This window comes from Kineococcus sp. DHX-1 (genome assembly GCF_042473625.1).
GTDB lineage: Bacteria > Actinomycetota > Actinomycetes > Actinomycetales > Kineococcaceae > Kineococcus.
The window spans coordinates 2,607,035-2,630,243 of sequence record NZ_CP170445.1; the positions used below are offsets into that span (position 1 = coordinate 2,607,035).

Here is a 23,209-nt window from a genome sequence, read left to right on the forward strand (position 1 = left end):
TCACGGTCTGGAATGACCGTTGGTGCGACACGCGATGCAGTCGATGAGTGACCGTCCGAGGTTGTACAACGGTGCAAGACCCCGACGAATCCCGGAAGGACCCCTGTGCCGACCCGCCCCGCCGGTCGTACCCGCCCCACCCGCGCCGAAGGCCCCACCCGGTCGCGCCGCTCGCCGTTCCGGTCGCTCCCGCGGCCCCGCACCGCCCCGGGCGGGCTCGTGGCGCAGGGCGCCGCCGGACGCCCCCTCGACGAGGTCCCGCTGCGCCTGCTGGTGACGCTGGCCCTGCTCTGCGCGATCGGCCCCTTCGCCGTCGACATGTACCTGCCGACGTTCCCGGACCTCGCCTCGGACCTGTCGACGAGCGCCGCTCGCGTCCAGCTGACGCTGACGACGTTCATGCTCGGGATGGCCGCCGGCCAGCTCGTGCTGGGACCCCTGTCCGACCGGCTCGGCCGCCGTCGCCTGCTGCTGGCCGGCACGCTCGTCACCTTCCTCGCCGGGGTCGTCTGCGCACTCACGCCCTCGATCGGCGTGCTCGTCGTGGCGCGCCTCGTGCAGGGCGTCGCGGGGGCCGCCGGCGTGGTCATCGGCCGCGCCGTCGTCGCCGACCTGGCCCACGGCCGGGCCGCCGCCCGCGCCTTCTCCACGCTCGGCGTCATCGGCGGGGTCGCCCCGGTCGTCGCACCGCTGCTCGGCGGTCTCGTCGCGGGGCACGGCGGCTGGCGCGGCATCTTCGGCGTCACCGCCGTCGCCGCGCTCGTCATGGTCGTGGCCGCGTGGTTCGTCGTCCCCGAGACGCTGCCGGCCGAGCGCCGGCACGCCGGCGGGGTCCGCGACGTCGCCGTCACCGCCCGGGCCGTCCTGTCGCGCCGTGGCTACGTCGGGTACGTCGGCACGCTCGTCCTGGTCTTCGGGACCGTCTTCTCCTACGTGTCGGCCTCCCCCTTCGTGCTGCAGAACGTCGTGGGCCTCTCGACCGGGACCTACTCCCTCGTCTTCGCGACCAATGCGCTCGGGATCGCCGCCGGCGGTGCCGTCTCGACCAAAGCGCTGCGCCGGTTCAGCCCGTCGCAGGTCCTGACCACCGGGGTGCTGCTGCAGCTCGCCTGCGCCGCCGGGTTGTTCACGACGGTCCTCGCCCTCGGCGCCTGGACCCCGGCCGTGCTCGTCCTGCTGTGGTTCACGGTCTTCAGCTGCGGTCTGATCTTCGGGAACGCGACGGCGCTCGCGGCCGACGAGGTGCGGTTCGCCTCGGGCACCGGCTCCGCGCTGCAGGGCGCGCTGCAGTTCACGATCGGCGCACTGGTCTCCCCGCTCGTCGGGCTCGCCGGTGAGCACTCCGCCGTGCCGATGGTGACCATGATGCTGACGTGCACCGGACTGGCGGCCGCGATGCTGTTCCTCGTCGCGCGCCCCGCGCACCGCCGCGTCGACACCGCGGTCTGACGCTCAGCGCGCCGCGAAACCCTCGACGCCCTCGGCGGGTCCCCAGTGGTCGGTGACCCGGGTGACCCGCCCGGGGCGTCCGTGCTGGGATGGGTCGGCCCGCAGGCGGGACAGCAACTGCCGCAACGCGTCCCGCTCCCCCTCGGCGACCACCTCCACGTGGCCGTCGGAGGTGTTGGTGGCGCTGCCGGCCAAGCCCAGCTCCTCGGCCTGCCGCTGGGTCCACCAGCGGAAGCCGACGCCCTGGACGCGGCCGGTGACGAGAGCGGTGAGGCGTTGCACGGACCGCACCCTAGTGATCTGAACGGAAAGCACGTGACCCCCTTCGCGCCCTGAGCACGCTCCGGCGCTGGGCGCCGGCTCCACTCGCTGCGTTGTGGTCGCTCGAGATGACGCTGCCAGCCCATCGCTCCCACGCCGTGCGATGCACGCACTCAGAGCGCGCCTGTGGCCACGTCCTTCCTGGTCAGACCACTAGGACGCTCAGGCGTACGCCGCGCCGCCGCTGATGCCGAAGAACTCCTCCAGCGTCGCCGTCCCCCGCTCGGCGACCCGCTGGACGAGGTCGGTCCCCACCCAGCGCCAGTGCCAGGGTTCGGGGTCGTAACCGGTGACGCCGGTGGCCCCCTCGGGGTAGCGCAGCAGGAACCCGTAGCGGCCGGCGTGGGCGCGCAGCCACTCCGACTCCGGTGTCTGGCCGAAGCAGTTCTTCAGCAGGCAGCCCGGCTGGGTGCGGCCACCGAAGTCGACCGCCAACCCCGTCTGGTGCTCGCTGTACCCCGGGCGGGCCGACACGCTCTCGGCGGACTCCAGGCCGTCGCGGGCGACGGCGTTGTCGTGCACCGACGTCTGGCGCTGGAAGGAGCGGTACCCGCTCGTGACGCTCAGGCTCACCCCGTCGCGGCGCGCGTCCTGCAGCAGCGACCGCAGGTCGGGGGCGATGACGGCCGCGACCTCCTTGCCGTCCACGACGGCCAGGGACGGCGCGTAGTCGCGCGGGTCGAGGGGGTGCTGCTTGTTGACGACCACCCACGGGCTGTCGGCGGCCGTGCGCGACGGTCCGTCCACGGCGACGGGAGCCGCCGGCTGCGTGGCCTCGGAGGCGGGGGCGGGGGCGGGGGTCGCCGCGCCGGACGCCGGGACGACCTCCGCGTCGTCCCCGGGCAACCGCGAGACGACGACCCCGCCGCCGACCCCGGCGGCCAGGACGCCGACGAGCAGCACCCGGCGCGCGACGACGGCCTCGTGGCTGAACCGCCGGCGCCCGTCGGGCAGCACCTCCGGGGCGAAGCGCGAGCGTCGCGGCCGGGTGCCCAGCTGGGTCATGCGCCGATCTTCCCAGCGCGGCGCGTGGACGTCGCGCGCCGCGCCGGGAGGACCGCCCGCCCCGTCGGCCCGTCAGGCCGTGACGCTGTGCTCGCCGGCGGCGAGTTCGCGCTCGCTGCCGTCGGGCAACCGCAGGACGGCCGACGTGCCCGCCGGGACCGTCACGTCGACGCTCAGCGCGTCGCCGTCCTGCCGCCAGCTCACCGCGAGCCGGCCGTGCGGCGTCTCCAGCCCACCCTTGGCCCAGGTCAGGCCCCCGCCGGGCCGCGGGGCCACGAGCGAGCGCGCGTACCCCGGTTCCAGCGGCGAGAGCCCGGCGACGACGCGGTGCATCCAGTCCGCGACGGCCCCCAGGGCGTAGTGGTTGAAGCTCGTCATCTGCCCGGGGTTGATCGTCCCGTCCGGCAGCATCGAGTCCCACCGCTCCCAGATCGTGGTCGCCCCCATCGTCACGGGGTAGAGCCACGACGGGCAGCCCTCCTCCAGCAGCAGCCGGTAGGCCTCCTCGAGGTGACCGGTGGAGGTGAGGGCGTCCGTGACGTACGGCGTCCCGGCGAAACCCGTCGAGACCCGGTACCCGGCCTTGGCGACGACCTCGGCGAGCCGGTGACCGGCCTTGGCCTTCAGCTCCCCGTCCAGCAGGCCGAACTCGATGGCGAGGGCGTACACCGTGGCGCAGTCCGACAGGACCGTCCCGTCGTCGGAGACGTAGTGCTGCAGGAAGGCCGTGCGCAGGCGGACGGCGAGGGCGTCGAAGGCGTCCGCGTCCTCCTCGTGCCCCAGGACCCGGGCCATGTCCGCCGCGGTGCGCGCCGAGCGGTGGATCGCCGCCGTCGACACCACGCCCTTGTCGGCCTTCGCGGCGGCCGGGTCGTCCGGCGGGGCGTCCGGGTCCAGCCAGTCGGCGAACTGGAACCCCTCGTCCCACAGGTCCGTCGGCGACAGCAGACCCTCGACGTGCCGGACGTGCGCGACGGCGGCCGGGTAGGCCTCGGCCAGCGCCTCGCGGTCGCCGTAGGCCTGCCACAGGGTCCACGGCAGCCAGACGGCGACGTCGGACCAGAAGCACGTGGAGTCGGCCTTGCCGCGCAGCTCCTTCGGCGGCGAGAACTTCAGGACGTCCGGGACGACGTACGGCGTGATGCCGTCGTCGTGGGCCTGTTCGGCGTCGAGGTCGCGCAGCCAGTCGCGCAGGAACGCCGAGACGTCGAACAGGTAGGCGGCGCTCGGGCCGAAGACGGCGAGGTCACCCGTCCAGCCGAGGCGCTCGTCGCGCTGCGGGCAGTCGGTGGGCACGTCGAGGAAGTTGCCCTTCTGACCCCACACGACGTTGCGGTGCAGCTGGTTGACGAGCTCGTGCGAACACTCGAACTCCCCCGTCCGCCGCAGCTGGGAGTGCACGACGACGGCCTCGAGGTCGTCGACGGTGAGCTCGCCGGGCCAGCCCTCGACCTCGGCGTACCGGAACCCGTGGAACGTGAACGTCGGTTCGAACGTGTCCGCCCCGCCGGACAGGACGAGGTGGTCGGTGGCCTTGGCCGTCCGCAGCGGCCGCACCCCCAGCTCGCCGTGCTCGAGGACCTCGGCGTGCCGCAGGGTGATGGTGGTGCCCTCCGGTCCGGTGACGGTGAACCGCAACCAGCCCACGAGGTTCTGCCCGAAGTCGACGAGCGTCTTCCCGCTCGGCGAGGCCGTCACGGCGACGGGCTTGACGACCTCCTGCCGGCGGATCGGCGGCCCGACGAACTCGGTGAGCCGGCCGGTGTCGAACTCCAGCACGCTGACCCCGCTCCAGCCGTCGGCGGGCCCGTCGAGCGCGGCCCAGCGCGGTTCGAGGCGGCGGAAGTCGACGTCCTGGCCGTCGTAGATCTCGTCGGCCGTCACGGCCGAGGGACGCGCCTGCCAGTCCGGGCCCGTCACCACGACCTGTTCGTGGCCGTCGGCGAACCGGAGTTCGAGCTGGGCGAAGGCGCCGATCCGGTCGGAGTACAGGCCGCTCTTCCCGCTCCAGGCCAGCCGGCCCACGGCCCAGCCGTTGCCGAGCGCCAGCCCCAGGACGTGGTCGGCCGCCCCCCCGGCGAACCGTTCCGTGAGGTCGTGGGTGGCGTGGCGCAGCCGCCACTCGTAGCTGCTCCAGCCGGGGGTGAGGACGTCCTGCGACACGGGTTCACCGTCGAGGTGGGGTTCGACGACCCCGAGCGCCGTGACGTGCAGGACGGCGGAGGCCACCTCCCCGTGGCCCTCGTCGAGGGTGAACCGTGTGCGCAGCAACGGCGCCTGCGGCACGTCGTCGGCCGTGATCATCGCTGCGTGCCAGCGTGGGGACATGCGGGGGTTCCTCCGGGGAGTCGGTGCTCAGTACATCTGGGCGGTGGGCGTCAGCCCTTGACGGCGCCGGACGTCATGCCGGCGACGATCTGGCGGTTGAAGAACAGGTACATGACCAACGGCGGGATGGTGATGAGCAGGATGTCCATGAAGAGCAGGTTGTAGGACGTGAGGTTCTGGCTCTGGAAGTTGAACAACGTCAGCTGGACCGTCGCGTTGGCGTCGCCGGGGGCGAAGTACAGCGGGTTGGTGAAGTCGTTGAAGATGTTGACCGACTGCACGACGATGATCGTCACGGTGACGGGCCGCAGGAGCGGCAGGACCACCTGGAAGAACAACCGGAACGGACCGGCCCCGTCGATGATGGCGGCCTCGTCGAGCTCACGCGGGATGGTCCCGAGGAACGCGCGGAACAGCAGGACGGTGAAGGACAGGCCGTAGGCGATCTCGACGAGGATCAGCCCCGGCATCCCGCCGAACAGCCCGAGCTTCTGCAGCACCCAGATCGTCGGCACGACCGCCGGCGGCATGATGAGCCCGGCCAGGACGAGGAAGTTCACCAGTGGCGTGATCCGGCTGCGGCGGCGCTGCAGCACGAACGCCACCATCGCCCCGAGCACCACGAGCGCGGTGACCGAGACCACCGTGAGGATCGTCGAGTTGATGAAGGCGATGACGAGGATGTAGTCGCGGGTCTGCAGGACCGTGACGAAGTTCTCGACGAACTGCAGGTTCCGCGGCCAGGCCAGGGCGAACTCCCCCGCCTGCTGGGAGTCCATGAGCGCCGTGGTGACGATGAAGGCGAACGGCACGAGGAAGACGACGACGCTGGCCAGGACCGCCAGGCCGCCCACGCCCCAGCGGTACAGGGCCGAGGCGGTGCGGATGTTCCCGCGCGGACCCCGCGGGGCCTTGAGGGTCTCGGCCGTCGTGGTGCCGGTGAGGGTGCTCACATCTCCACCTCCTTCTTCGACAGGAACCGCGTCAGCGGGATCACGATGGCGGTGACGGCGATGAAGAGGATGACGTTCCCCGCCGTCGACAGGCCGTAGAACCCCGCCTGGTACTGCTTGTAGATGACCGAGGCGATGACGTCGGAGGTGAACCCCGGCCCGCCCTTGGTCATGGCCCAGATGAGGTCGAAGGACCGCAGGCCACCGATGAGCGAGAGCGTGACGACCGTCGAGGTCGCGGGCCACGACAACGGCAGGACGATGTTGCGGAACGTCGTCCAGGCCCCGGCACCGTCGACCTTGGCGGCCTCCCGGTACTCGTTCGGGATGGACACGATCCCCGCCATGTAGATGACGGTGGCCAGGCCCACGCCCTTCCAGATGTCCACCAGGGCCACCGAGAAGAGCGCGAGCGAGGGGTTGGTGAGCCAGCCGACCTGGTCGATCCCGAACGCGCCCAGGGCCTGGTTGACGACGCCCTTCTCGGGGTTCATCAGCACCTGGAACGTGATGCCGACCCCGACGGTCGACACCAGCACCGGGAAGAAGACCACGGAGCGCAGGTACCCGCGCCCCACGATCTGCGAGGTCAGGAGCAGGCCGAGCGCCATGCCCAGGACGACCTTCGCCCCGGACGTGACGACGGCGTAGACGAACGTGTTGACGAAGCCCTTGGTGAGGGCGGGCTCGGAGAAGAACTGGGCGAAGTTGTCCAGGCCGATGAACTCGCTGGAGAAGATCGTCCACCGCGTCAGGCTGAAGTAGAACGACAGCAGCGTGGGGACGAGGAAGAGCACGGCGTAGACGACCGCCGCGGGCAGGAAGAACCAGTGCGGGTACGGACTGCGCCGGCGACCGTCGCGCCGGCGCGAACCCCCGGCGCCTGCGCGCACGGTCCCCGGCGGGGAGCTGGTGGTCGCCGACACGTCCGTCACCAACCTTCGAGGCCGAGCTGCTGGGCCTGCTTCTGGACGTCCTGGTCGTAGAGCTTGGCCGCGTCGGCGGCCGGGGTGATGCCCGAGCCCACCTCGACGCAGATCTGCTCCAGGTTCGGCCCCTTGACCGGGGAGAGGAACTCCAGCGCCGGGGACTGCTTGTCCGCGTCGAAGTAGGCCTGCACGTCCTTGGTCACCTGCGGCACGTCCGAGGGCAGCGTGCAGCCCTCGACGAGGTAGGGGCCGGTGGGCGGGCTGGCCTGGGTCTGCGCGTCGCAGCCGGCCGGGCTCGCGATGAAGGCCAGCAGCTTCTTGGCCGCTGTGAGCTTGGCGTCCTTGGTGGTGCCGGGGATGTAGACCCCGTTGGGGAACCACGCGGTCAGGCCGTTGGTGGCGGCGTCCGTGCCCGGCAGGGCGAAGAAGCCGACGTCGTCCACCTTGTCGGGGGCGGCCTGGGCCAGCGTGGTGATGTTGCCGGACAGGATCGGGTACATCGCGCCCTTGCCGTCGGCGAGCAGCCGCATCCCGTCCGGGACCTTGGCCGAGGCGAAGTCGGTGTTCGCCCAGCCCTTGTCGTGGATCTCCTGCAGGTGCTGGAACCCCGCGAGGGCGACCGGGTCGGTGGCGTACTTGGCCTTGTTGGCCGTGTAGTCCTCCGCCCAGGTCGGCTCGGCCGCCGCGATGTTGTGGAAGTCGCCCAGGATGGGCAGCTGGGCGGTCCACGTCTCGCCGTAGGTCTGGATGACGGGGGCGATGCCGGCGGCCTTGATCTTGTCGGCCGCGGCGGTGAACTCGGCCCACGTCTGCGGGACCTGGATGCCGAGCTGCTCGAAGACCTTCTTGTTGTACATGACCCCGCCGCCGAAGGCGGTGCCGTAGGGCACCCCGTACATGTCCTTCCCGACGGACACCTGGGCGTCGTAGCTGTCGTCGACCTTGGCCACGGCGTCGTCGCCCGTGAGCTTGGTGAGGTTCTTCTCCGGGGCGATCTGCTGGAACAGCGATCCGGAGTTGTAGTCGAAGACGTCGGCCATGCTGCCGGTCTGCAGGCGGGTCTTGACGAGGTTGTCCCCGTCGCCGCCGGCCGGCTTGCCGTCGAGCTTGACGGTGATGCCGGGGTTGGCTTTCTCGAAGGCCGCGACGACCGCCTTCGCGGTGGCCTGCGCCGTCTCGTCGGCGCCGGTCAGCCAGGTGATCGTCGTCCCGTCGCCGGAGGAGTCCGAGGACGAGCCGAGGCTGCCGGCGCTGCAGGCCGTCAGGGGGGTGAGGGCCAGGGCGACAGCGAAGGCGAGGACGCGTCGCGCGGACCGGCGTGGGGTGGAGGTGCGTGTCACGAGTTCGTCTCCTCTTCGAGACCACGGACCGGCGTCGGCGCCGGCTCTTGCTCCGCCTGACACGATTCAAAGCGGCAAGCCCGAGTGTGGAGACGACGCCGCACGGAGTCAAGGGTTCCGCGCGACCTTCGCTGGATCGTTGTCGTCCACTGCTCCCCACCGGGACTGCGGCGACCCGTCAGGACGCGCGCGACGTTTTGCGGGACAACGCCTTCCCGGCCACGTGTGCCCCTCGTCGAGCCCACCGTGGCGCCAGGCCGCCACCCCGCTGGCACGGGCGACCGCCACCCAGCTCTTGTGAAACGTGTCAATGCCGGTCTACCGTGACGGCGTCCCCGACGGAGTGGACCCTGGCACGTGCGAGGTCCCAGCGAGCAGGAGCGAACGAGCATGACCACTGCCGAGACGAGCCCGACCTCGAGCACCCCCGGAACCCCCCGCGAGCGCGCCCTGGCCGCACTGCGGCAGCAGGCGATCGAGCTCCCTTCGTGGGCGTTCGGCAACTCCGGCACGCGGTTCAAGGTCTTCGGTACCCCGGGCACCCCGCGCGACCCGTTCGAGAAGGTCAGCGACGCCGCCCAGGTGCACCAGTACACCGGCGTCGCCCCCCGCGTGTCCCTGCACATCCCCTGGGACCTCGTCGACGACTACGGCAAGCTCGCCGCCCACGCCGCCGACCTCGGCGTCACCATCGGGATGGTCAACGCCAACCTCTTCCAGGACGACGACTACAAGCTCGGCTCCCTCACCCACGCCGACCCGCGGGTGCGCGCCAAGGCCGTGGCCCACCACGCCGAGTGCGTCGAGGTCATGCGCGCCACGGGGTCGAAGGAGCTCAAGCTCTGGCTGCCGGACGGCACGAACTACCCCGGCCAGGACGACCTGCGGGAGCGGCAGGACCGGCTCGCGGACTCCCTGCACCAGGTCTACGCGCTGCTTGACGACGACATGCGCCTGGTCCTGGAGTACAAGTTCTTCGAACCCGCCTTCTACTCCACCGACGTCCCCGACTGGGGCACCTCGCTGCTGCACTGCCTGGCCCTGGGCGACCGGGCGAAGGTCGTCCTGGACACCGGCCACCACGCCCCCGGGACGAACATCGAGTTCATCGTCGTGCAGCTCCTGCGCGCCGGCCGGCTCGGGGCCTTCGACTTCAACTCCCGGTTCTACGCCGACGACGACCTCATGGCCGGGGCCGCGGACCCGTTCCAGCTGTTCCGGATCATGCACGAGATCGTCGGTGCGGGGGCCCTGGCGCCGGGGACCCCGTCCGACCCCGGCTGGGACCCGGCCGGGCCGGGCGTCAACTTCATGCTCGACCAGTGCCACAACGTGGAGGACAAGATCCCCGGCCAGATCCGCTCGGTGACCAACGTCCAGCAGGCGACCGCCAAGGCGCTGCTCGTCGACCGCGACGCCCTGCGCGCGGCGCAGCGCGCCGGTGACGTCCTCGGCGCCCACGACGTCCTCATGGACGCGTACCACACCGACGTCCGCCCGCTCCTGGCCGAACTCCGCGAGAGCAGCGGACTGGACCCCGATCCGATGGCGGCGTTCAAGGCCTCGGGCTACCTGCAGCGCACCGCGGGCGAGCGGATCGGCGGGACGCAGGCGGGGTGGGGCGCGTGAGCACCCCCGACCAGACCCCCACCCCGGTCCGCGAACTGCTCGAGCGTTCGCACGCCCTCGGCGCGGACCCGCGGTTCACCAACTACGCCGGGGGGAACACCTCCGCCCAGGGCACGGCGACCGACCCGGTGACGGGGACCGACGTGGACCTGCTGTGGGTCAAGGGCTCCGGCGGCGACCTGGGCACCCTGACGGCCGACGGGCTGGCGGTGCTGCGCCTGGACCGCGTCCGCGCCCTCGCCCAGGTGTACCCCGGCCCCGAGCGCGAGGACGAGATGGTCGCCGCGTTCGACCACTGCCTGTTCGGCCGGGGCGGTGCCGCCCCCTCGATCGACACCGCCATGCACGCCCTCGTCGACGCCGCGCACGTCGACCACCTGCACCCCGACGCCGGCATCGCCCTGGCGTGCAGCGCCGACGGCGAGAAGCTCACCGAACAGGTGTACGGCGACAAGGTCGTCTGGGTCCCCTGGCGCCGGCCCGGGTTCCAGCTCGGGCTCGACATCGCGGCGGTCAGGGCGGCGAACCCGCAGGCCGTGGGCACGGTCCTGGGTGGTCACGGGATCACCGCGTGGGGCGACACCTCCGCCGCTGCCGAGGCGAACTCCCGGTGGATCATCGAGACCGCCGAGACGTACCTCGCCGAGAACTCCCGCCCCGAACCGTTCGGCCCGGTCCTGCCGGGGTACGAACCCCTGCCCGCGCTGGAACGGCGCGCCCGGGCCGCTGCGCTGGCCCCCACGCTGCGCGGCATCGCCTCCCGCGACGCCCCCCAGGTCGGGCACTACGACGACGACCCCGCCGTCCTGGACTTCCTGGCCCGTGCCGAGCACCCCCGCCTCGCCGCCCTCGGCACGTCCTGCCCCGACCACTTCCTGCGCACCAAGGTCAAGCCCCTCGTCCTGGACCTGCCGCCCACCGCACCCCTGGAGGACGTGCGGACGCGACTGGCCGAGCTGCACGAGACCTACCGGGCCGACTACCAGGCCTACTACGACCGCCACGCCACCGCGGACTCCCCCGCGATCCGCGGCGCGGACCCGCTCGTCGTCCTGGTCCCCGGCGTCGGGATGTTCTCCTACGGCCGCAACGCCCAGACCGCCCGCGTCGCCGGGGAGTTCTACGTCAACGCGGTCAACGTGATGCGCGGCGCCGAGGGCGTCTCGACCTACGCGCCCATCGAGGAGAGCGAGAAGTTCCGCATCGAGTACTGGGCCCTGGAGGAGGCCAAGCTCGCGCGGATGCCGAAGCCGAAACCCCTGGCCGCCCGCATCGCGCTCGTCACCGGGGCGGCGTCGGGCATCGGCAAGGCCATCGCCACCCGCCTGGCCGCCGAGGGCGCCTGCGTCGTCGTCGCCGACCTGGACCTGGAGAAGGCGCGGGCCGCCGCGGCGGACCTCGGGTCCACCGACGTCGCAGTGGGCGTCGCCGCCGACGTGTCGGACCCCGACGCCGTCCGAGCCGCCGTCGACGAGGCCGTCCTGGCCTTCGGCGGGTTGGACCTCGTGGTCAACAACGCGGGCCTGTCGATCTCCAAACCCCTGCTGGAGACGACCGAACGCGACTGGGACCTGCAGCACGACGTCATGGCCAAGGGGTCGTTCCTCGTCTCCCAGGCCGCCGCGCGCGTCCTCATCGCCCAGGGCCTCGGCGGCGACATCGTCTACGTCGCCTCGAAGAACTCCGTGTTCGCGGGCCCGAACAACATCGCGTACTCGGCCGTCAAGGCCGACCAGGCCCACCAGGTGCGGCTGCTGGCGGCCGAGCTCGGCGAGCACGGGATCAAGGTCAACGGCGTGAACCCCGACGGCGTGGTCCGCGGGTCGGGGATCTTCGCCGGCGGGTGGGGCGCCCAGCGCGCCGCCACCTACGGGATCGCGGAGGAGGACCTGGGCAACTTCTACGCCCAGCGCACCCTGCTCAAGCGGGAGGTCCTGCCCGAGCACGTGGCGAACGCCGTCTTCGTGCTCACCGGCGGCGAACTGTCCCACACCACCGGTCTGCACGTCCCCGTCGACGCCGGCGTCGCCGCCGCGTTCCTGCGCTAGGAGGAGGCGCGATGTCCGTCCACGTCGCCGTGGACCTCGGGGCCTCCAGCGGCCGCGTCATGGTCGGCTCGGCCGGGCCCGGGGTCCTCGGGCTGGAGGAGGTCCACCGCTTCGCCAACGGCCCGGTGCCCGTGGCCGGGTCCTGGTTCACCGACGCCGTCGGCCTGTGGCAGCAGGTCCGGACCGGCTTGCGCGCCGTCGCCCGGCACACCGCGGACGCGTCCTCCGTCGCCGTCGACACCTGGGCGGTCGACTACGGGCTGCTCGCGGCAGACGGGACGCTGCTGGGGACGCCCCGGCACTACCGCGACGGCCGCACGGACGGCGTCGCCGAGCGCGTCCACGCCCGGGTGCCCGCCCTGGACCTGTACCGCCGCAACGGGCTGCAGCACCTGCCCTTCACGACGCTGTACCAGCTCGTGACCGAGGGCCGGCTGCTGGAGCTGGCCGACCGGCTGCTGCTGCTGCCGGACCTGTTCGGGCACTGGCTGGCCGACGTGCAGGGGGCCGAGGCGACCAACGCGTCCACGACGGGGATGGCGGACGTCCGCACCGGCCGCTGGGCGCCCGACCTCGTCGACCTCGCCGGGATCCGTCCCGGGCTGCTGCCCCCCGTGCACGACCCCGGGACGGTCCTGGGCGGGTTGCGGCGCGAGGTCCTGGCCGACTCCGGGCTCGGCGCGGGGACGCGGCTCGTGGCGGTCGGCTCCCACGACACCGCCTCGGCCGTCGTGGCCGTCCCCGCGCAGGACGAGGCCTTCGCCTACATCGCCTGTGGCACGTGGGGCCTGGTCGGGGTCGAGCTGGAGGAACCGGTCCTGTCCGCGGACTCCTTCGCCGCGAACTTCACCAACGAACGCGGGGTCGACGACCGCATCCGCTACCTGCGCAACGTCATGGGCCTGTGGGTCCTGCAGCAGTGCGTCGCGGAGTGGGAGGCCGAACCCGGTCAGCGCGGTCCGGTCGACCTCACCGCCCTGCTCGCCGCGGCCGCCGACGTCGCTCCCGGCGGGACGCTCGTCGACGTCGACGACCCGCGGCTGCTGCCGCCCGGCCCGATGGTCGCCCGGGTGCGCACCCTCGTCGAGGAGGCGGGCGGACGTGCCCCCGCCGCCCGCGCGGAGGTCGTCCGGTGCGTGCTGGAGAGCCTGGCCGCCGCCTTCGCCCGCTCGGTCGCCGACGCCGTCCGGCTGTCCGGCCGGGACGTGCGCGTCGTCCACCTCGTCGGTGGCGGGGCCAGGAACGGACTGCTGTGCCGGCTCACCGCCGACGCCTGCGGGCTGCCGGTGGTCGCCGGCCCCGTGGAGGCCACGGCCCTGGGCAACGTCCTCGTCCAGGCGCGCGCCGCCGGCGACCTGCCGGGGTCGCTGGAGACCCTGCGCGCCCTGGTGCGGCAGACTGCCGACCTGGTGACGGTCCCACCGCGCACCGGTACCGCACTGCAGCACACCAACGGAGGAGTGTCGTGAAGCGCCAGGCCCCGAACCCCCGTGAGCTCCTGGACCTCGTCGGGTTCAAGAAGCCGCAGCTCGACGGCCGCAGGCGCCGCCTGGACGCCGCCCTGACCATCGAGGACCTGCGGCTCATCGCCAAGCGCCGCACGCCGCGGGCCGCCTTCGACTACACCGACGGCTCCGCCGAGGGCGAGATCTCGCTCGCCCGGGCCCGGCAGGCCTTCAGCGACGTCGAGTTCCACCCCTCGATCCTGCGCGACGTCTCGAAGGTCGACACGTCCACGACGATCTTCGGTGGCCCGTCCGCCCTGCCGTTCGGCATCGCGCCCACCGGGTTCACGCGCCTCATGCAGACCGAGGGCGAGGAGGCCGGTGCGGGCGCCGCCGGGGCCGCGGGCATCCCGTTCACCCTCTCCACCCTGGGCACGACGACGATCGAGGGCGTCAAGGCCGCCAACCCGACGGGCCGGAACTGGTTCCAGCTCTACGTCATGCGCAAGCGGGAGATCTCCTACGGGCTCGTCGAGCGCGCCGCGGCCGCGGGGTTCGACACCCTGATGTTCACGGTCGACACCCCGATCGCCGGGGCCCGCCTGCGCGACAAGCGCAACGGGTTCTCCATCCCCCCGCAGCTGACCGTCTCCACCGTCCTGGACACCGCCACGCGTCCGGGCTGGTGGTTCGACTTCCTGACGACCCGCAAGCTCGAGTTCGCCTCCCTCACCGAGACGGGCGGCACCGTCGGGGAACTGCTCGACTACGCGATGGACCCCTCGATCGACTACGACGACCTCGCCGAGATCCGCGGCATGTGGCCCGGCAAGCTCGTGGTCAAGGGCGTCCAGAACGTCGAGGACTCCCGCCGCCTGGCCGACCTCGGGGTCGACGGGATCGTCCTGTCCAACCACGGCGGGCGGCAGCTGGACCGCGCGCCCATCCCGTTCCACCTGCTGCCGCAGGTCGTGCGCGAGGTCGGCCGCGACACCGAGGTCGCCGTGGACACCGGGATCATGAACGGGGCCGACGTCGTCGCCTCGATCGCGATGGGCGCGCGGTTCACGCTCGTGGGCCGCGCCTACCTCTACGGCCTCATGGCCGGCGGGCGCGCCGGGGTGGACCGCGCCATCGCGATCCTGTCCGACCAGGTCGTGCGCACCATGAAGCTGCTGCAGGTGACGAGCGTGGAGGAACTGACCCCCGCCCACGTCACCCAGTTGCAGCGGTTGGCTCCCCGCCCGCTGGGGAGCTGAGCGGCGCTGCGGCGTCGTCCGCCCTGCGGGTCAGGCGACGCCGAGGACCTGCTTGATCGGGTCGATCGCGAAGTAGACGACGAACAGCGCCGCCACGACCCACATGACCGGGTGCACCGCGCGGGCGCGGCCGCGGGCGACCTTGAGCAGGACGAAGGCGACGAACCCCGCCCCGATCCCGGCGCTGATCGAGTACGTGAACGGCATGAGGACGATCGTCAGGAACGCCGGCACGGCGATCTCGAAGTCGGCCCAGTCGATGCCCTTGACCTGGGTCATCATGAGGAACCCGACGACGACGAGGGCGGGGGTCGCGGCCTCGTAGGGGACGATCGAGACGACCGGCGCCAGGAACGTCGTCAGCAGGAACGCGATGCCCGTGACGACGCTCGCCAGGCCCGTGCGGGCCCCCTCGCCGACACCGGTGGCCGACTCGATGAAGCTCGTGTTGCTGGACACGCCGCCCGCGCCGCCGGCCGCCGCGGCCAGGGAGTCGACGACGAGGATGCGCTTCATGCGCGGGGGGTTGCCGTTCTCGTCGAGCAGGTCGCCCTCGGCGCCGATGGCGACGACGGTGCCCATGGTGTCGAAGAAGTCGGCCAGCATGAGGGTGAAGACGAGCAGCACGACGGTCACCCAGCCGATGCGCTCGAACGAGCCCAGCAGCGAGAAGTGCCCCAGAGTCGCGAAGTCCGGGGTGTCGATCCAGGAGTCCGGCAGCGCGGGGACGTTGAGCCCCCAGGCGCGCGGGTTGACGACCGACCCGTCCGCACCCGTGCGGGGACCCAGGTGCGCGACGGCCTCGACGACGAGGGCGAGCGCGGTCGCGACCACGATGCCGCCGAGGATCGCTCCGCGGACGCCGCGGGCCATGAGCACGAGGATGAGGACGAGCCCGACGACGAAGACCAGGGTCGGCCAGCCGGCGAGGAACCCGCCGATGCCCAGCTCGAGCGGTGTGCCGCTGCCGGCGCGGACGAACCCGGCGTCGACGAGGCCGACGATCGTGATGAACAGCCCGATGCCGACGCTGATGGCCGTCTTGAGCGGGGCCGGCACGGCGCGGAACACGGCCTGGCGCAGCCCGGTCAGGACGAGCACCAGGATGAGAAGGCCCTCGATGACGACGAGGCCCATCGCGTCGGGCCACGTCATGCCCGGCAGCTTGGCCACGCCGAAGGCCAGGAAGGCGTTGAGCCCCAGCCCCGTCGCGAGGGCCAGGGGGTAGTTCGCGACGGCCCCCATGAGCAGGGTGACCACACCCGCGACGAGGGCGGTCCCGGCCGCGACGGCCGCGAGGTTCGGCGAGGTGCCCCCGCCGAGGTAGTGCCCCGTGCTGTCCGCCTGGGTGCCGATGATGAGCGGGTTCAGCACGACGATGTAGGCCATCGTGAAGAACGTCGCCAGCCCCCCGCGGACCTCGCGGCCGACGGTGGAGCCGCGGGCACTGATCTCGAACCAGCGGTCGAGCGCGGACGGGGCGGCGGTGACGGCCATCGGAACCTTCGGGTCGGGCGGTGGGTGCGGGGGCGGGTCGGAGGAGGTCCTCGGAGCCCCGGCGCATCCTGCCAGATCCGGCACCGGACCCCCGCTCAGTGCACGGGCGCCACCGGGGAGATGACGATTTCCCGGTCGGGCACGTGGACGCCGGTCCACGTGGAGGACAGCGCCTCGTGCAGGACGGCGCTGGCCGCGCCGAGCGCCCCGGCGAGCTCACCGGCCTCCCCGGAGCGGACGGTCACGGGGTGGACGTCCCGCGTCATCGCGACCCCGAGCCCGCGGCGCACGGCCTCCCGCACCCGCTCCCCCGTCCGCCGCAGGCCGCCGCCACCGAGGACGACCTCGCTGACGTCGACCACGTTGACGACCCCGAGCACCGCCCGCGCGACGGCCCCCGCGGCGCGGGCCAGCTCCTCGTCGGCCACCGCGTCGCCGTCGCGCGCGAGCAGTTCCAGGCGGTCGTGGTCGTCGAGGACGGTGTGCTCGGCCAGGCGCAGTCCCGCGGCCCGGGCCGCGGCCGCCCCCACGCGCTCGCCGTACCGGCGGACGACGGCGACCGGTGCGGCCACCGCCTCCAGGCAGCCCCGGGCTCCGCAGGAGCAGGCGGGCCCGTCGGGTTCGACGACGACGTGCCCGACCTCGCCGGCGTTGCCCGACTCCCCCCGCAGCACCTCGTCGCGCACGACGACGCCGCCGCCGATGCCGGCGCCGACGTGGAGGTAGAGGAAGCTGCGGCCCACCCGCGGGGACCGCCACAGGTCCCCGACGGCGGCCGCGGTGGCGTCGTTCTCCACGAGGACCGGCAGACCGGTCGAGTCCGCGAGGAGGTCGGCGATCGCGACCCCGCGCCAGCCGGGCAGGTTGATGGCCGAGCTGCGGACGGGGCCGGTGAAGTCGATCGGGCCGGGCGCGGCGACGCCGACGCCCAGCACCGCGTCGGCGCACCCGCTGTCCTGGACGAGCCGGCGGACGGCGTGCGTCGCGTGCCCCACGGCCGGCCGCACCGAGGCGGCCGGGCCCGTCGGGTCGGGCAGCTGCTCGCGCACGCTGGACAGCAGCTCCCCCGACAGGTCCAGCAGCACCGCGTCGACGTGCTCGCGCTCGAACTGCACCCCGACGGCCAGGGCCTGGCCGGGGCGCACGGACAGCGCGGTGCGCGGTTTGCCCCCGCCGCGGGTGCGCACCGGAGCCAGGCTCCCCTGGACCCCCGCGGGGACGCCCTCCTGGACCAGTCCGCGGTCCAGCAGCCGGCGCACGATGTTCGACACCGTCTGCAGCGTCAGCCCGGTGGCGGCCGCGAGCTCGGTCCGCGACGTCCCCGGGTGGCGCCGGATGCCGTCCAGCACCACGGCCTGGTTGTAGTCCCCCACCCACGGCAGGTTCGTGCCTCGTCGCACCGCGCCTCCTCGCGCTCGGCGACCCCGTTGGGATCGTTCTCAGAATGATGCGCCGGATCCGTTGACACGGTCAATCCACTGGATTTAGTTTCCTCGCACGGCCCGATGTGAGGGTCGACCGGACATGGAACACCGGACATGGACACCGCCACGAGGGAGTGGGTTGTGCGTCGTCGCAGCTTCTTGTCGATCGCCGGCCTGGGTGCCGGCACAGCGCTCGCCACCGCCGCCTGCGGCGGTGGCTCGGACAGCGGCGGGGGCTCCGCCGGTGGGACGACGAAGGTCGCCTACCAGCAGTGGGGCTCCGGCACGGTCATGAAGGACTACCTCGGCACGGTGAAGACCGCGTACGAGAAGGCCAACTCGGGCAAGACGATGGAGCTCGTCCCGATCGTCGCCTCCGAGAACGACTACTACACCAAGCTCCAGCTGATGATGCGCTCGCCGCGCACGTCGCCGGACGTCGTGTACGAGGACACGTTCCTCATCAACTCCGACATCACCGCCGGGTACCTGCAGCCGCTGGACAGCTGGCTGGGCAAGTGGGACCAGTGGGACCAGTTCCAGGACGTCGCCAAGGGCGCCGCGAAGGCGCAGGACGGCAAGACGTACGGCATCCCCGACGGCACCGACACCCGCGCCCTGTGGTTCAACAAGGACCTGCTGAGCCAGGCCGGGCTGCCCGAGGCGTGGGCGCCGAAGAGCTGGGACGACATCCTCACCGCCTGCCGCGAGATCAAGGGCAAGCTGCCGAACGTGACCCCGATCAACGTCTACGCGGGCAAGGCGGCCGGTGAGGCCGCCTCGATGCAGGGCTTCGAGATGTTGTTCTACGGCACGGGTTCGACGCTCTACGACCCGAGCAAGGACAAGTGGAACGTCGGCAGCCCCGAGTTCGTCGACGCGCTGCAGTTCATCAAGACGATCTTCGACGAGAAGCTCGCCCCGGACCCCTCGGTGGCCCTCGACGCCCAGATCGGCAACCGCGTCTCGGAGGAGTTCCTCCCCAAGGGCCAGCTCGCCATCGCCCTCGACGGGTCGTGGCAGTCGAGCAACTGGCTGAAGACCGGCGGCTCCCCCTGGGAGCAGTGGGACCAGGTCATGGCCCAGTCGCCGATGCCCACCAAGGACGGCTCCGGCGACGGCAAGATCTCGATGTCCGGCGGCTGGACGTGGGCCATGACGAAGAACGCCTCGAACGCGGACAACGCGTGGAACGTGATCTCCACGCTGACGTCCTTCGACAACAACCTCCGGTACAACATCAACTCCGCCGCCGTCGCCGTCCGCAAGGACGTCGCCGCCGACGCGAGCTACACGGGCTCCAACCCGACGCTGGAGTTCTTCTCCAGCCTCGTCCCGGTCACCCAGTACAGGCCGCAGAACACCGACTACCCCCGCGTCTCCAACGAGATCCAGGTCGCGATGGAGGCCGTCGTCACCGGACAGGCCAGCCCCGCGGACGCGGCGAAGGCCTACGACGAGGCCGTCAAGGGCATCGTCGGCGAGGACAAGACCGCGACGCTCTGAGTCGCAGGAAGGAGGACCCGTGGCCACGGTGACACGACCGGGAGCTCCGGCCGGACCGGACCTGCGGCGCAGGACGCACCCGGTCAAGGTCGACATCGCCCGGGCACTCCCCCTCACACCGGCGATCGTGCTGCTGCTGGTGTTCCTGGCGGGCCCGATCCTGTGGTGCGTCTACGCGGCGTTCACGAACATCGCGTTGACCGGTGCAGGATCGGGCGAGACCAAGTTCGTCGGCCTGGACAACTTCCGGGCCGCCTTCAGCAGCGACGCGTTCGCCAACTCCGTCGTCCTGACGCTCGTCTTCACGTTCCTGTCCGCCGTCGTCGGGCAGAACCTGCTCGGGCTGGCCCTGGCCCTGCTGCAGAAGCGGTCCGCGAAGGTCGTCCGGACGCTCGTCGGCATCACGGTCATCGGCGCCTGGGTCATCCCCGAGGTCGTCGCCGGCTACGTGTGGTACGCGTTCCTCGCCCAGGACGGGACGTTCAACGAGATCCTCGGGACGTTCGGTCTCGGGCAGAACTGGCTCTACACGCTGCCGATCATCGCGGTCTCCCTCGCCAACGTCTGGCGCGGGACGGCGTTCTCGATGCTCGTCTACAACGCGGCGCTCTCGGAGATCCCCGCCGAGATCGAGGAGGCCGCCGAGATGGACGGGGCCACCGGGTGGCGCCGGCTGCGGTACGTGACGGTGCCGATGATCAAGCGCACCGTCACGACGAACCTCATGCTCATCACGCTGCAGACGCTCTCCGTCTTCGGCCTCATCTACACGATGACGAAGGGTGGCCCGGGGACGAAGAGCCAGACCCTGCCGCTCTACATGTACGAACAGGCGTTCTCGTTCAGCCAGATCGGGTACGGGACGGCCATCGCGCTCGTCCTGCTCGCGGTCGGCGCCGTGTTCTCCATCCTCTACATGCGCCTGCTGCGCGAGGACTGAGGCCCTCATGACCACACAGACCCCCGCCCCCCTGGTGGCCTCCGGCACGTCGCCGTCGGCGTCCGGTCACGGCCGCGGCCCCCGCACCTGGGTCGCCACGGTCCTCGCGAACGTCGTCACGTCGGTCATCGGGCTGATGTTCCTCGTCCCCCTGCTGTGGGTCCTGTTCGCGGCCTTCAACTCCGACGCCGGACTCAAGCTGGAACTGCCCAGCGGCTCGAACTTCGGTCTGGACAACTTCCGCGCCGTCATGACGCCGGAGACCACCTACCGGCCGATGTGGAACGGGCTCGTCCTGTGCGTCGGCTCGGCCGCCATCGCGATCGTCGTGGCGACGCTCGCGGCCTACCCGCTGTCCCGGTTCGAGACGCGGTACAAGCGGCCGTTCCTGCTGACGATCCTGTTCAGCACCGGTCTGCCGATCACGGCCATCATGGTCCCCGTCTACGGCCTGTTCGTGCAGCTCAACCTCATCGACACCCTCGGCGGCACCATCGCCTTCATGGCGACGACCGCCCTGCCGTTCTCCATCTTCCTGACGAAGAACTTCATGGACGGGGTGCCGATCACGCTGGAGGAGGCGGCCTGGACCGACGGCGCCAGCTCGATGCAGACGCTGCGGTACATCGTCCTGCCGCTCATGTGGCCGGGGTTGTCCGTCGTCCTCATCTTCACGTTCATCGGGATGTGGGGGAACTTCTTCGTCCCCTTCGTCCTGCTCCTGTCCCCCGACCGTCTGCCGGCGTCGGTGAGCATCTTCACCTTCTTCGGCCAGTACGGCTCGGTGCAGTGGGGGCAGCTGGCGGCGTACTCGGTGCTCTACACGCTCCCCGTCGTCGTCCTGTACGTCGTCCTCTCCCGCCGCCTCGGCGGGGCGTTCAACTTCGGTGGGGCGCTCAAGGGGTGACGCGCCCGGGCTGGAACGGGGGCTCCCCGGTGACGATGATCGTCACCGGGGAGCCCCCGTTCCGTCGGGGCGGGCTCGCCACGACGCTGACGGGACACCGATGGGGACACCGATCGGGCCACCGACGTGGAGTGAGCCGTGGGTGTCCCGTCGGCGTCGCCAGGGCGACGTGGAGGGCACACCCACGCGTGTTCCCACGCCCGGCCTCGTACCCGGTTCCCCGTGGGTGCAGCCGTGGGGCCGGCGCGGCGGTCGCAGGAGCGACGTCCCGGCCGTTCCCACACCCGGTCCGAGGGCGTGGGGACGCCACCCCACCGACGCAGCGGCCTACGCCACGGTGAAGAGGGCTGCGGCGCACCTGCTCCCCCACGACCGGGCCGGGTACCAGGCGGCGAAGGCCCCCGTCGTCGACACCCTGCTCGCCCGCGCCCGAGGAGTCCGGTGAACCCCCTCCCGTCCGACGACCACGTCCACAGCCGGTTCTCCTTCGACGCCTTCGAGGGCGACATGGAGGGCACCTGCCGCCGTGCCGTGGAGCTCGGCCTGCCCGCTGTCTCCTTCACCGAGCACGTCGACCTCGAGGCGTGGTCCGCGCCGCCGGGGGGCTGGAACTGGCCCGCGGGCGTCCGGGGATCCGTCGACGGCCACGGCCGGTTCCTCGCCGCGCCTCTGGAGGTCGAGGCCTACGTCGCCGAGGTCGAGCGCTGCCGGGACCTCTTCGGCAACCTCAGGATCCGCCTCGGCATCGAACTGGACGCGGGGCACCGGCACCGGGACGAGGTTGCGGACCTGCTGCGGCGCCAGGGGTTCGAGCGGATCGTCGGCTCGATCCACGCCCTCCCCGACCTGGCGGCGCCCGGGGAGTTCCTCGAGGTGGACCCCGCGTACGCCCAGCGGTCGGCGCTGGACGTCGTGCTCTCCTACTGGGCCGAAGTCCGCGACATGGTCGAGGCCGACGTGCCGTTCCACGTCCTCGGCCACGTCGACTACCCGCTGCGGCACTGGCCCGCGGACCTCCCCGTCCCCTGGGACGAGTTCGAGGAGCCGTTGCGGCACACGTTGTCCGTCCTGGCGGTGAGCGGTCGAGCCCTGGAGGTGAACACGTCCCTGCCGCTGGACCTGCGGGTCGTGCGGTGGTGGCGCGAGGAAGGTGGCCGGGACCTGGCGTTCGGGTCCGACGCGCACAGCCCGGGCGAGCTCGCCCGCCGGTTCGGCGAGGTCGCCCCGGCCGTGGAGGCGCTGGGGTTCAGGCCGGCCGCCGACCCCACGCAGCTGTGGTGGGCCTGATCCTCACCAGTGCGCGGTGCGCGGCACCGGCTGGCACCCGGGGCAGGAGAACGACGACCGGTTCATGAACGCGTCCCGGCGCACCAGGGACCCGCAGCGCGGGCACGGCCGCCCCTCCTGCCCGTACACGGCGAGGGACCGGTCGAAGTACCCCGACGCCCCGTTGACGTTGACGTAGAGGGAGTCGAAGCTCGTGCCGCCCGCGGCGAGCGCGGCGGTCATGACCTCGCGCAACCCGGTGAGCAGCGCGTCGGCCTGGGCGCGGGTCGTCGACCGCGTCGGGCGCGCGTAGTGCAGCTTCGCCCGCCACAGCGCCTCGTCGGCGTAGATGTTCCCGACCCCCGACACCAGCGTCTGGTCCAGGAGCGCCCTCTTGACGCCGGTGGTCTTGTCCCGCAGCCGCTTCGCGAACAGCGCGTCGTCGAAGGCCGGGTCGAGGGGGTCGCGGGCGATGTGCGCGACCGGGGCGGGCACGAACCGCGACCAGGGCGCGTCCACCGACTCCCCCCGGCCGCCGAGCCCACCGTCGGCCACGCCCACGAGCGGGACGACGGCGACGCCGCCGAACGTGCGCTGGTCGACGAAGCGCAGGTCCTCGCGGTCGTCGTCGAACTCCCACACCGCCCGCAGGTGCTTCTCGGCCGGCGCGTCCGCGGCCTCGACGAGCAGCTGGCCGCTCATGCCGAGGTGCACGACCATGGCGTCCACCGCGTCACCGGAGGGGGTGGCCAGCGGCAGCCAGAGGTACTTCCCGCGGCGCACGGCGTCGGCGACGACGAGCCCCTCGGTGCGAGCGACGGCGTCCTCCGGGCCCGCCACGTGCCGGCGCGTCACCCGGGGGTGCAGGAACCGCGCCGAGCGCACCGTCCGGCCGACGATCCACCGGGCGACGCCGCGGCGGACGACCTCGACCTCGGGCAGTTCGGGCACGTCAGGACCGGC

18 protein-coding genes are annotated in these 23,209 nt (G+C 72.2%); 9 read left to right on the forward strand and 9 right to left on the reverse strand.

The window, feature by feature from the left end:
• The first annotated feature begins 105 nt into the window (after positions 1 to 105).
• A complete protein-coding gene (locus ACFEMC_RS12635; protein WP_380169959.1) occupies positions 106 to 1,449 on the forward strand; it encodes a multidrug effflux MFS transporter in 1,344 nt (447 codons plus the stop codon).
• 3 nt (positions 1,450 to 1,452) lie between these two features.
• Here the strand turns inward: ACFEMC_RS12635 and ACFEMC_RS12640 are convergent, their stop codons facing one another.
• The 6 genes from ACFEMC_RS12640 to ACFEMC_RS12665 all read right to left on the reverse strand — a co-directional run bounded on the left by ACFEMC_RS12640 (position 1,453) and on the right by ACFEMC_RS12665 (position 8,325).
• Complete coding sequence (locus ACFEMC_RS12640) at positions 1,453 to 1,731, reverse strand: acylphosphatase (protein WP_380169960.1); 279 nt, start codon at positions 1,729 to 1,731, stop codon at positions 1,453 to 1,455.
• Positions 1,732 to 1,932: 201 nt separating this feature from the next.
• Positions 1,933 to 2,775 carry a M15 family metallopeptidase gene (locus ACFEMC_RS12645; RefSeq protein ID WP_380169961.1) on the reverse strand — a complete coding sequence of 281 codons (843 nt, stop codon included), beginning with the start codon at positions 2,773 to 2,775 and terminating at the stop codon, positions 1,933 to 1,935.
• A gap of 72 nt (positions 2,776 to 2,847) precedes the next feature.
• Positions 2,848 to 5,103 carry a family 78 glycoside hydrolase catalytic domain gene (locus ACFEMC_RS12650; RefSeq protein WP_380169962.1) on the reverse strand — a complete coding sequence of 752 codons (2,256 nt, stop codon included), beginning with the start codon at positions 5,101 to 5,103 and terminating at the stop codon, positions 2,848 to 2,850.
• 50 nt (positions 5,104 to 5,153) lie between these two features.
• The gene (locus ACFEMC_RS12655) at positions 5,154 to 5,990 is read right to left on the reverse strand and encodes a carbohydrate ABC transporter permease (protein WP_380176763.1); all 837 of its coding nucleotides are present in this window, start codon (positions 5,988 to 5,990) and stop codon (positions 5,154 to 5,156) included.
• A gap of 62 nt (positions 5,991 to 6,052) precedes the next feature.
• A complete protein-coding gene (locus ACFEMC_RS12660; RefSeq protein WP_380169963.1) occupies positions 6,053 to 6,982 on the reverse strand; it encodes a carbohydrate ABC transporter permease in 930 nt (309 codons plus the stop codon).
• A 5-nt stretch (positions 6,983 to 6,987) separates the two neighbouring features.
• Complete coding sequence (locus ACFEMC_RS12665; RefSeq protein ID WP_380169964.1) at positions 6,988 to 8,325, reverse strand: ABC transporter substrate-binding protein; 1,338 nt, start codon at positions 8,323 to 8,325, stop codon at positions 6,988 to 6,990.
• A gap of 390 nt (positions 8,326 to 8,715) precedes the next feature.
• Between ACFEMC_RS12665 and rhaI the strand changes: the two genes are divergently transcribed.
• Genes rhaI through ACFEMC_RS12685 form a run of 4 tightly spaced genes read left to right on the forward strand, consistent with a single transcriptional unit; the run spans position 8,716 to position 14,706 of the window.
• Complete coding sequence (rhaI, locus tag ACFEMC_RS12670) at positions 8,716 to 9,954, forward strand: L-rhamnose isomerase (RefSeq protein ID WP_380169965.1); 1,239 nt, start codon at positions 8,716 to 8,718, stop codon at positions 9,952 to 9,954.
• On the forward strand, positions 9,942 to 12,002 hold the full coding sequence (locus ACFEMC_RS12675) for a bifunctional aldolase/short-chain dehydrogenase (protein WP_380169966.1): 2,061 nt from the start codon (positions 9,942 to 9,944) through the stop codon (positions 12,000 to 12,002). The genes rhaI and ACFEMC_RS12675 overlap by 13 nt, the downstream gene beginning before the upstream one ends.
• 11 nt (positions 12,003 to 12,013) lie before the next feature.
• Positions 12,014 to 13,471, forward strand: a complete 1,458-nt coding sequence (locus tag ACFEMC_RS12680; RefSeq protein WP_380169967.1) for a rhamnulokinase family protein — start codon at positions 12,014 to 12,016, stop codon at positions 13,469 to 13,471.
• A complete protein-coding gene (locus ACFEMC_RS12685; RefSeq protein ID WP_380169968.1) occupies positions 13,468 to 14,706 on the forward strand; it encodes an alpha-hydroxy-acid oxidizing protein in 1,239 nt (412 codons plus the stop codon). The genes ACFEMC_RS12680 and ACFEMC_RS12685 overlap by 4 nt, the downstream gene beginning before the upstream one ends.
• Before the next feature lie 30 nt (positions 14,707 to 14,736).
• On the opposite strand, the gene ACFEMC_RS12690 is transcribed toward ACFEMC_RS12685, so the two are convergent.
• Entirely contained in the window at positions 14,737 to 16,203 is a 1,467-nt protein-coding gene (locus ACFEMC_RS12690) for an NCS2 family permease (RefSeq protein ID WP_380169969.1), read from the reverse strand.
• Between the two features lie 95 nt (positions 16,204 to 16,298).
• Positions 16,299 to 17,603 (reverse strand): ROK family protein, encoded by a 1,305-nt coding sequence (locus ACFEMC_RS12695; RefSeq protein WP_380169970.1) that lies wholly within the window; start codon positions 17,601 to 17,603, stop codon positions 16,299 to 16,301.
• A gap of 165 nt (positions 17,604 to 17,768) precedes the next feature.
• On the opposite strand from ACFEMC_RS12695, the gene ACFEMC_RS12700 reads away from it, so the two are divergent.
• The 4 genes from ACFEMC_RS12700 (at position 17,769) to ACFEMC_RS12715 (ending at position 22,267) form a co-directional block, all read left to right on the forward strand.
• Positions 17,769 to 19,133, forward strand: coding sequence for an extracellular solute-binding protein (locus tag ACFEMC_RS12700; RefSeq protein WP_380169971.1), 1,365 nt, complete (start codon positions 17,769 to 17,771; stop codon positions 19,131 to 19,133).
• A gap of 19 nt (positions 19,134 to 19,152) precedes the next feature.
• A complete protein-coding gene (locus tag ACFEMC_RS12705) occupies positions 19,153 to 20,073 on the forward strand; it encodes a carbohydrate ABC transporter permease (RefSeq protein WP_380169972.1) in 921 nt (306 codons plus the stop codon).
• Between the two features lie 7 nt (positions 20,074 to 20,080).
• Positions 20,081 to 20,980 (forward strand): carbohydrate ABC transporter permease, encoded by a 900-nt coding sequence (locus ACFEMC_RS12710; protein WP_380169973.1) that lies wholly within the window; start codon positions 20,081 to 20,083, stop codon positions 20,978 to 20,980.
• A 441-nt stretch (positions 20,981 to 21,421) separates the two neighbouring features.
• Positions 21,422 to 22,267 carry a histidinol-phosphatase HisJ family protein gene (locus tag ACFEMC_RS12715; RefSeq protein ID WP_380169974.1) on the forward strand — a complete coding sequence of 282 codons (846 nt, stop codon included), beginning with the start codon at positions 21,422 to 21,424 and terminating at the stop codon, positions 22,265 to 22,267.
• A gap of 3 nt (positions 22,268 to 22,270) precedes the next feature.
• Here ACFEMC_RS12715 and mutM read toward each other — a convergent pair whose 3' ends face one another.
• Complete coding sequence (mutM, locus tag ACFEMC_RS12720; protein WP_380169975.1) at positions 22,271 to 23,197, reverse strand: bifunctional DNA-formamidopyrimidine glycosylase/DNA-(apurinic or apyrimidinic site) lyase; 927 nt, start codon at positions 23,195 to 23,197, stop codon at positions 22,271 to 22,273.
• Positions 23,198 to 23,209: the final 12 nt, after the last annotated feature.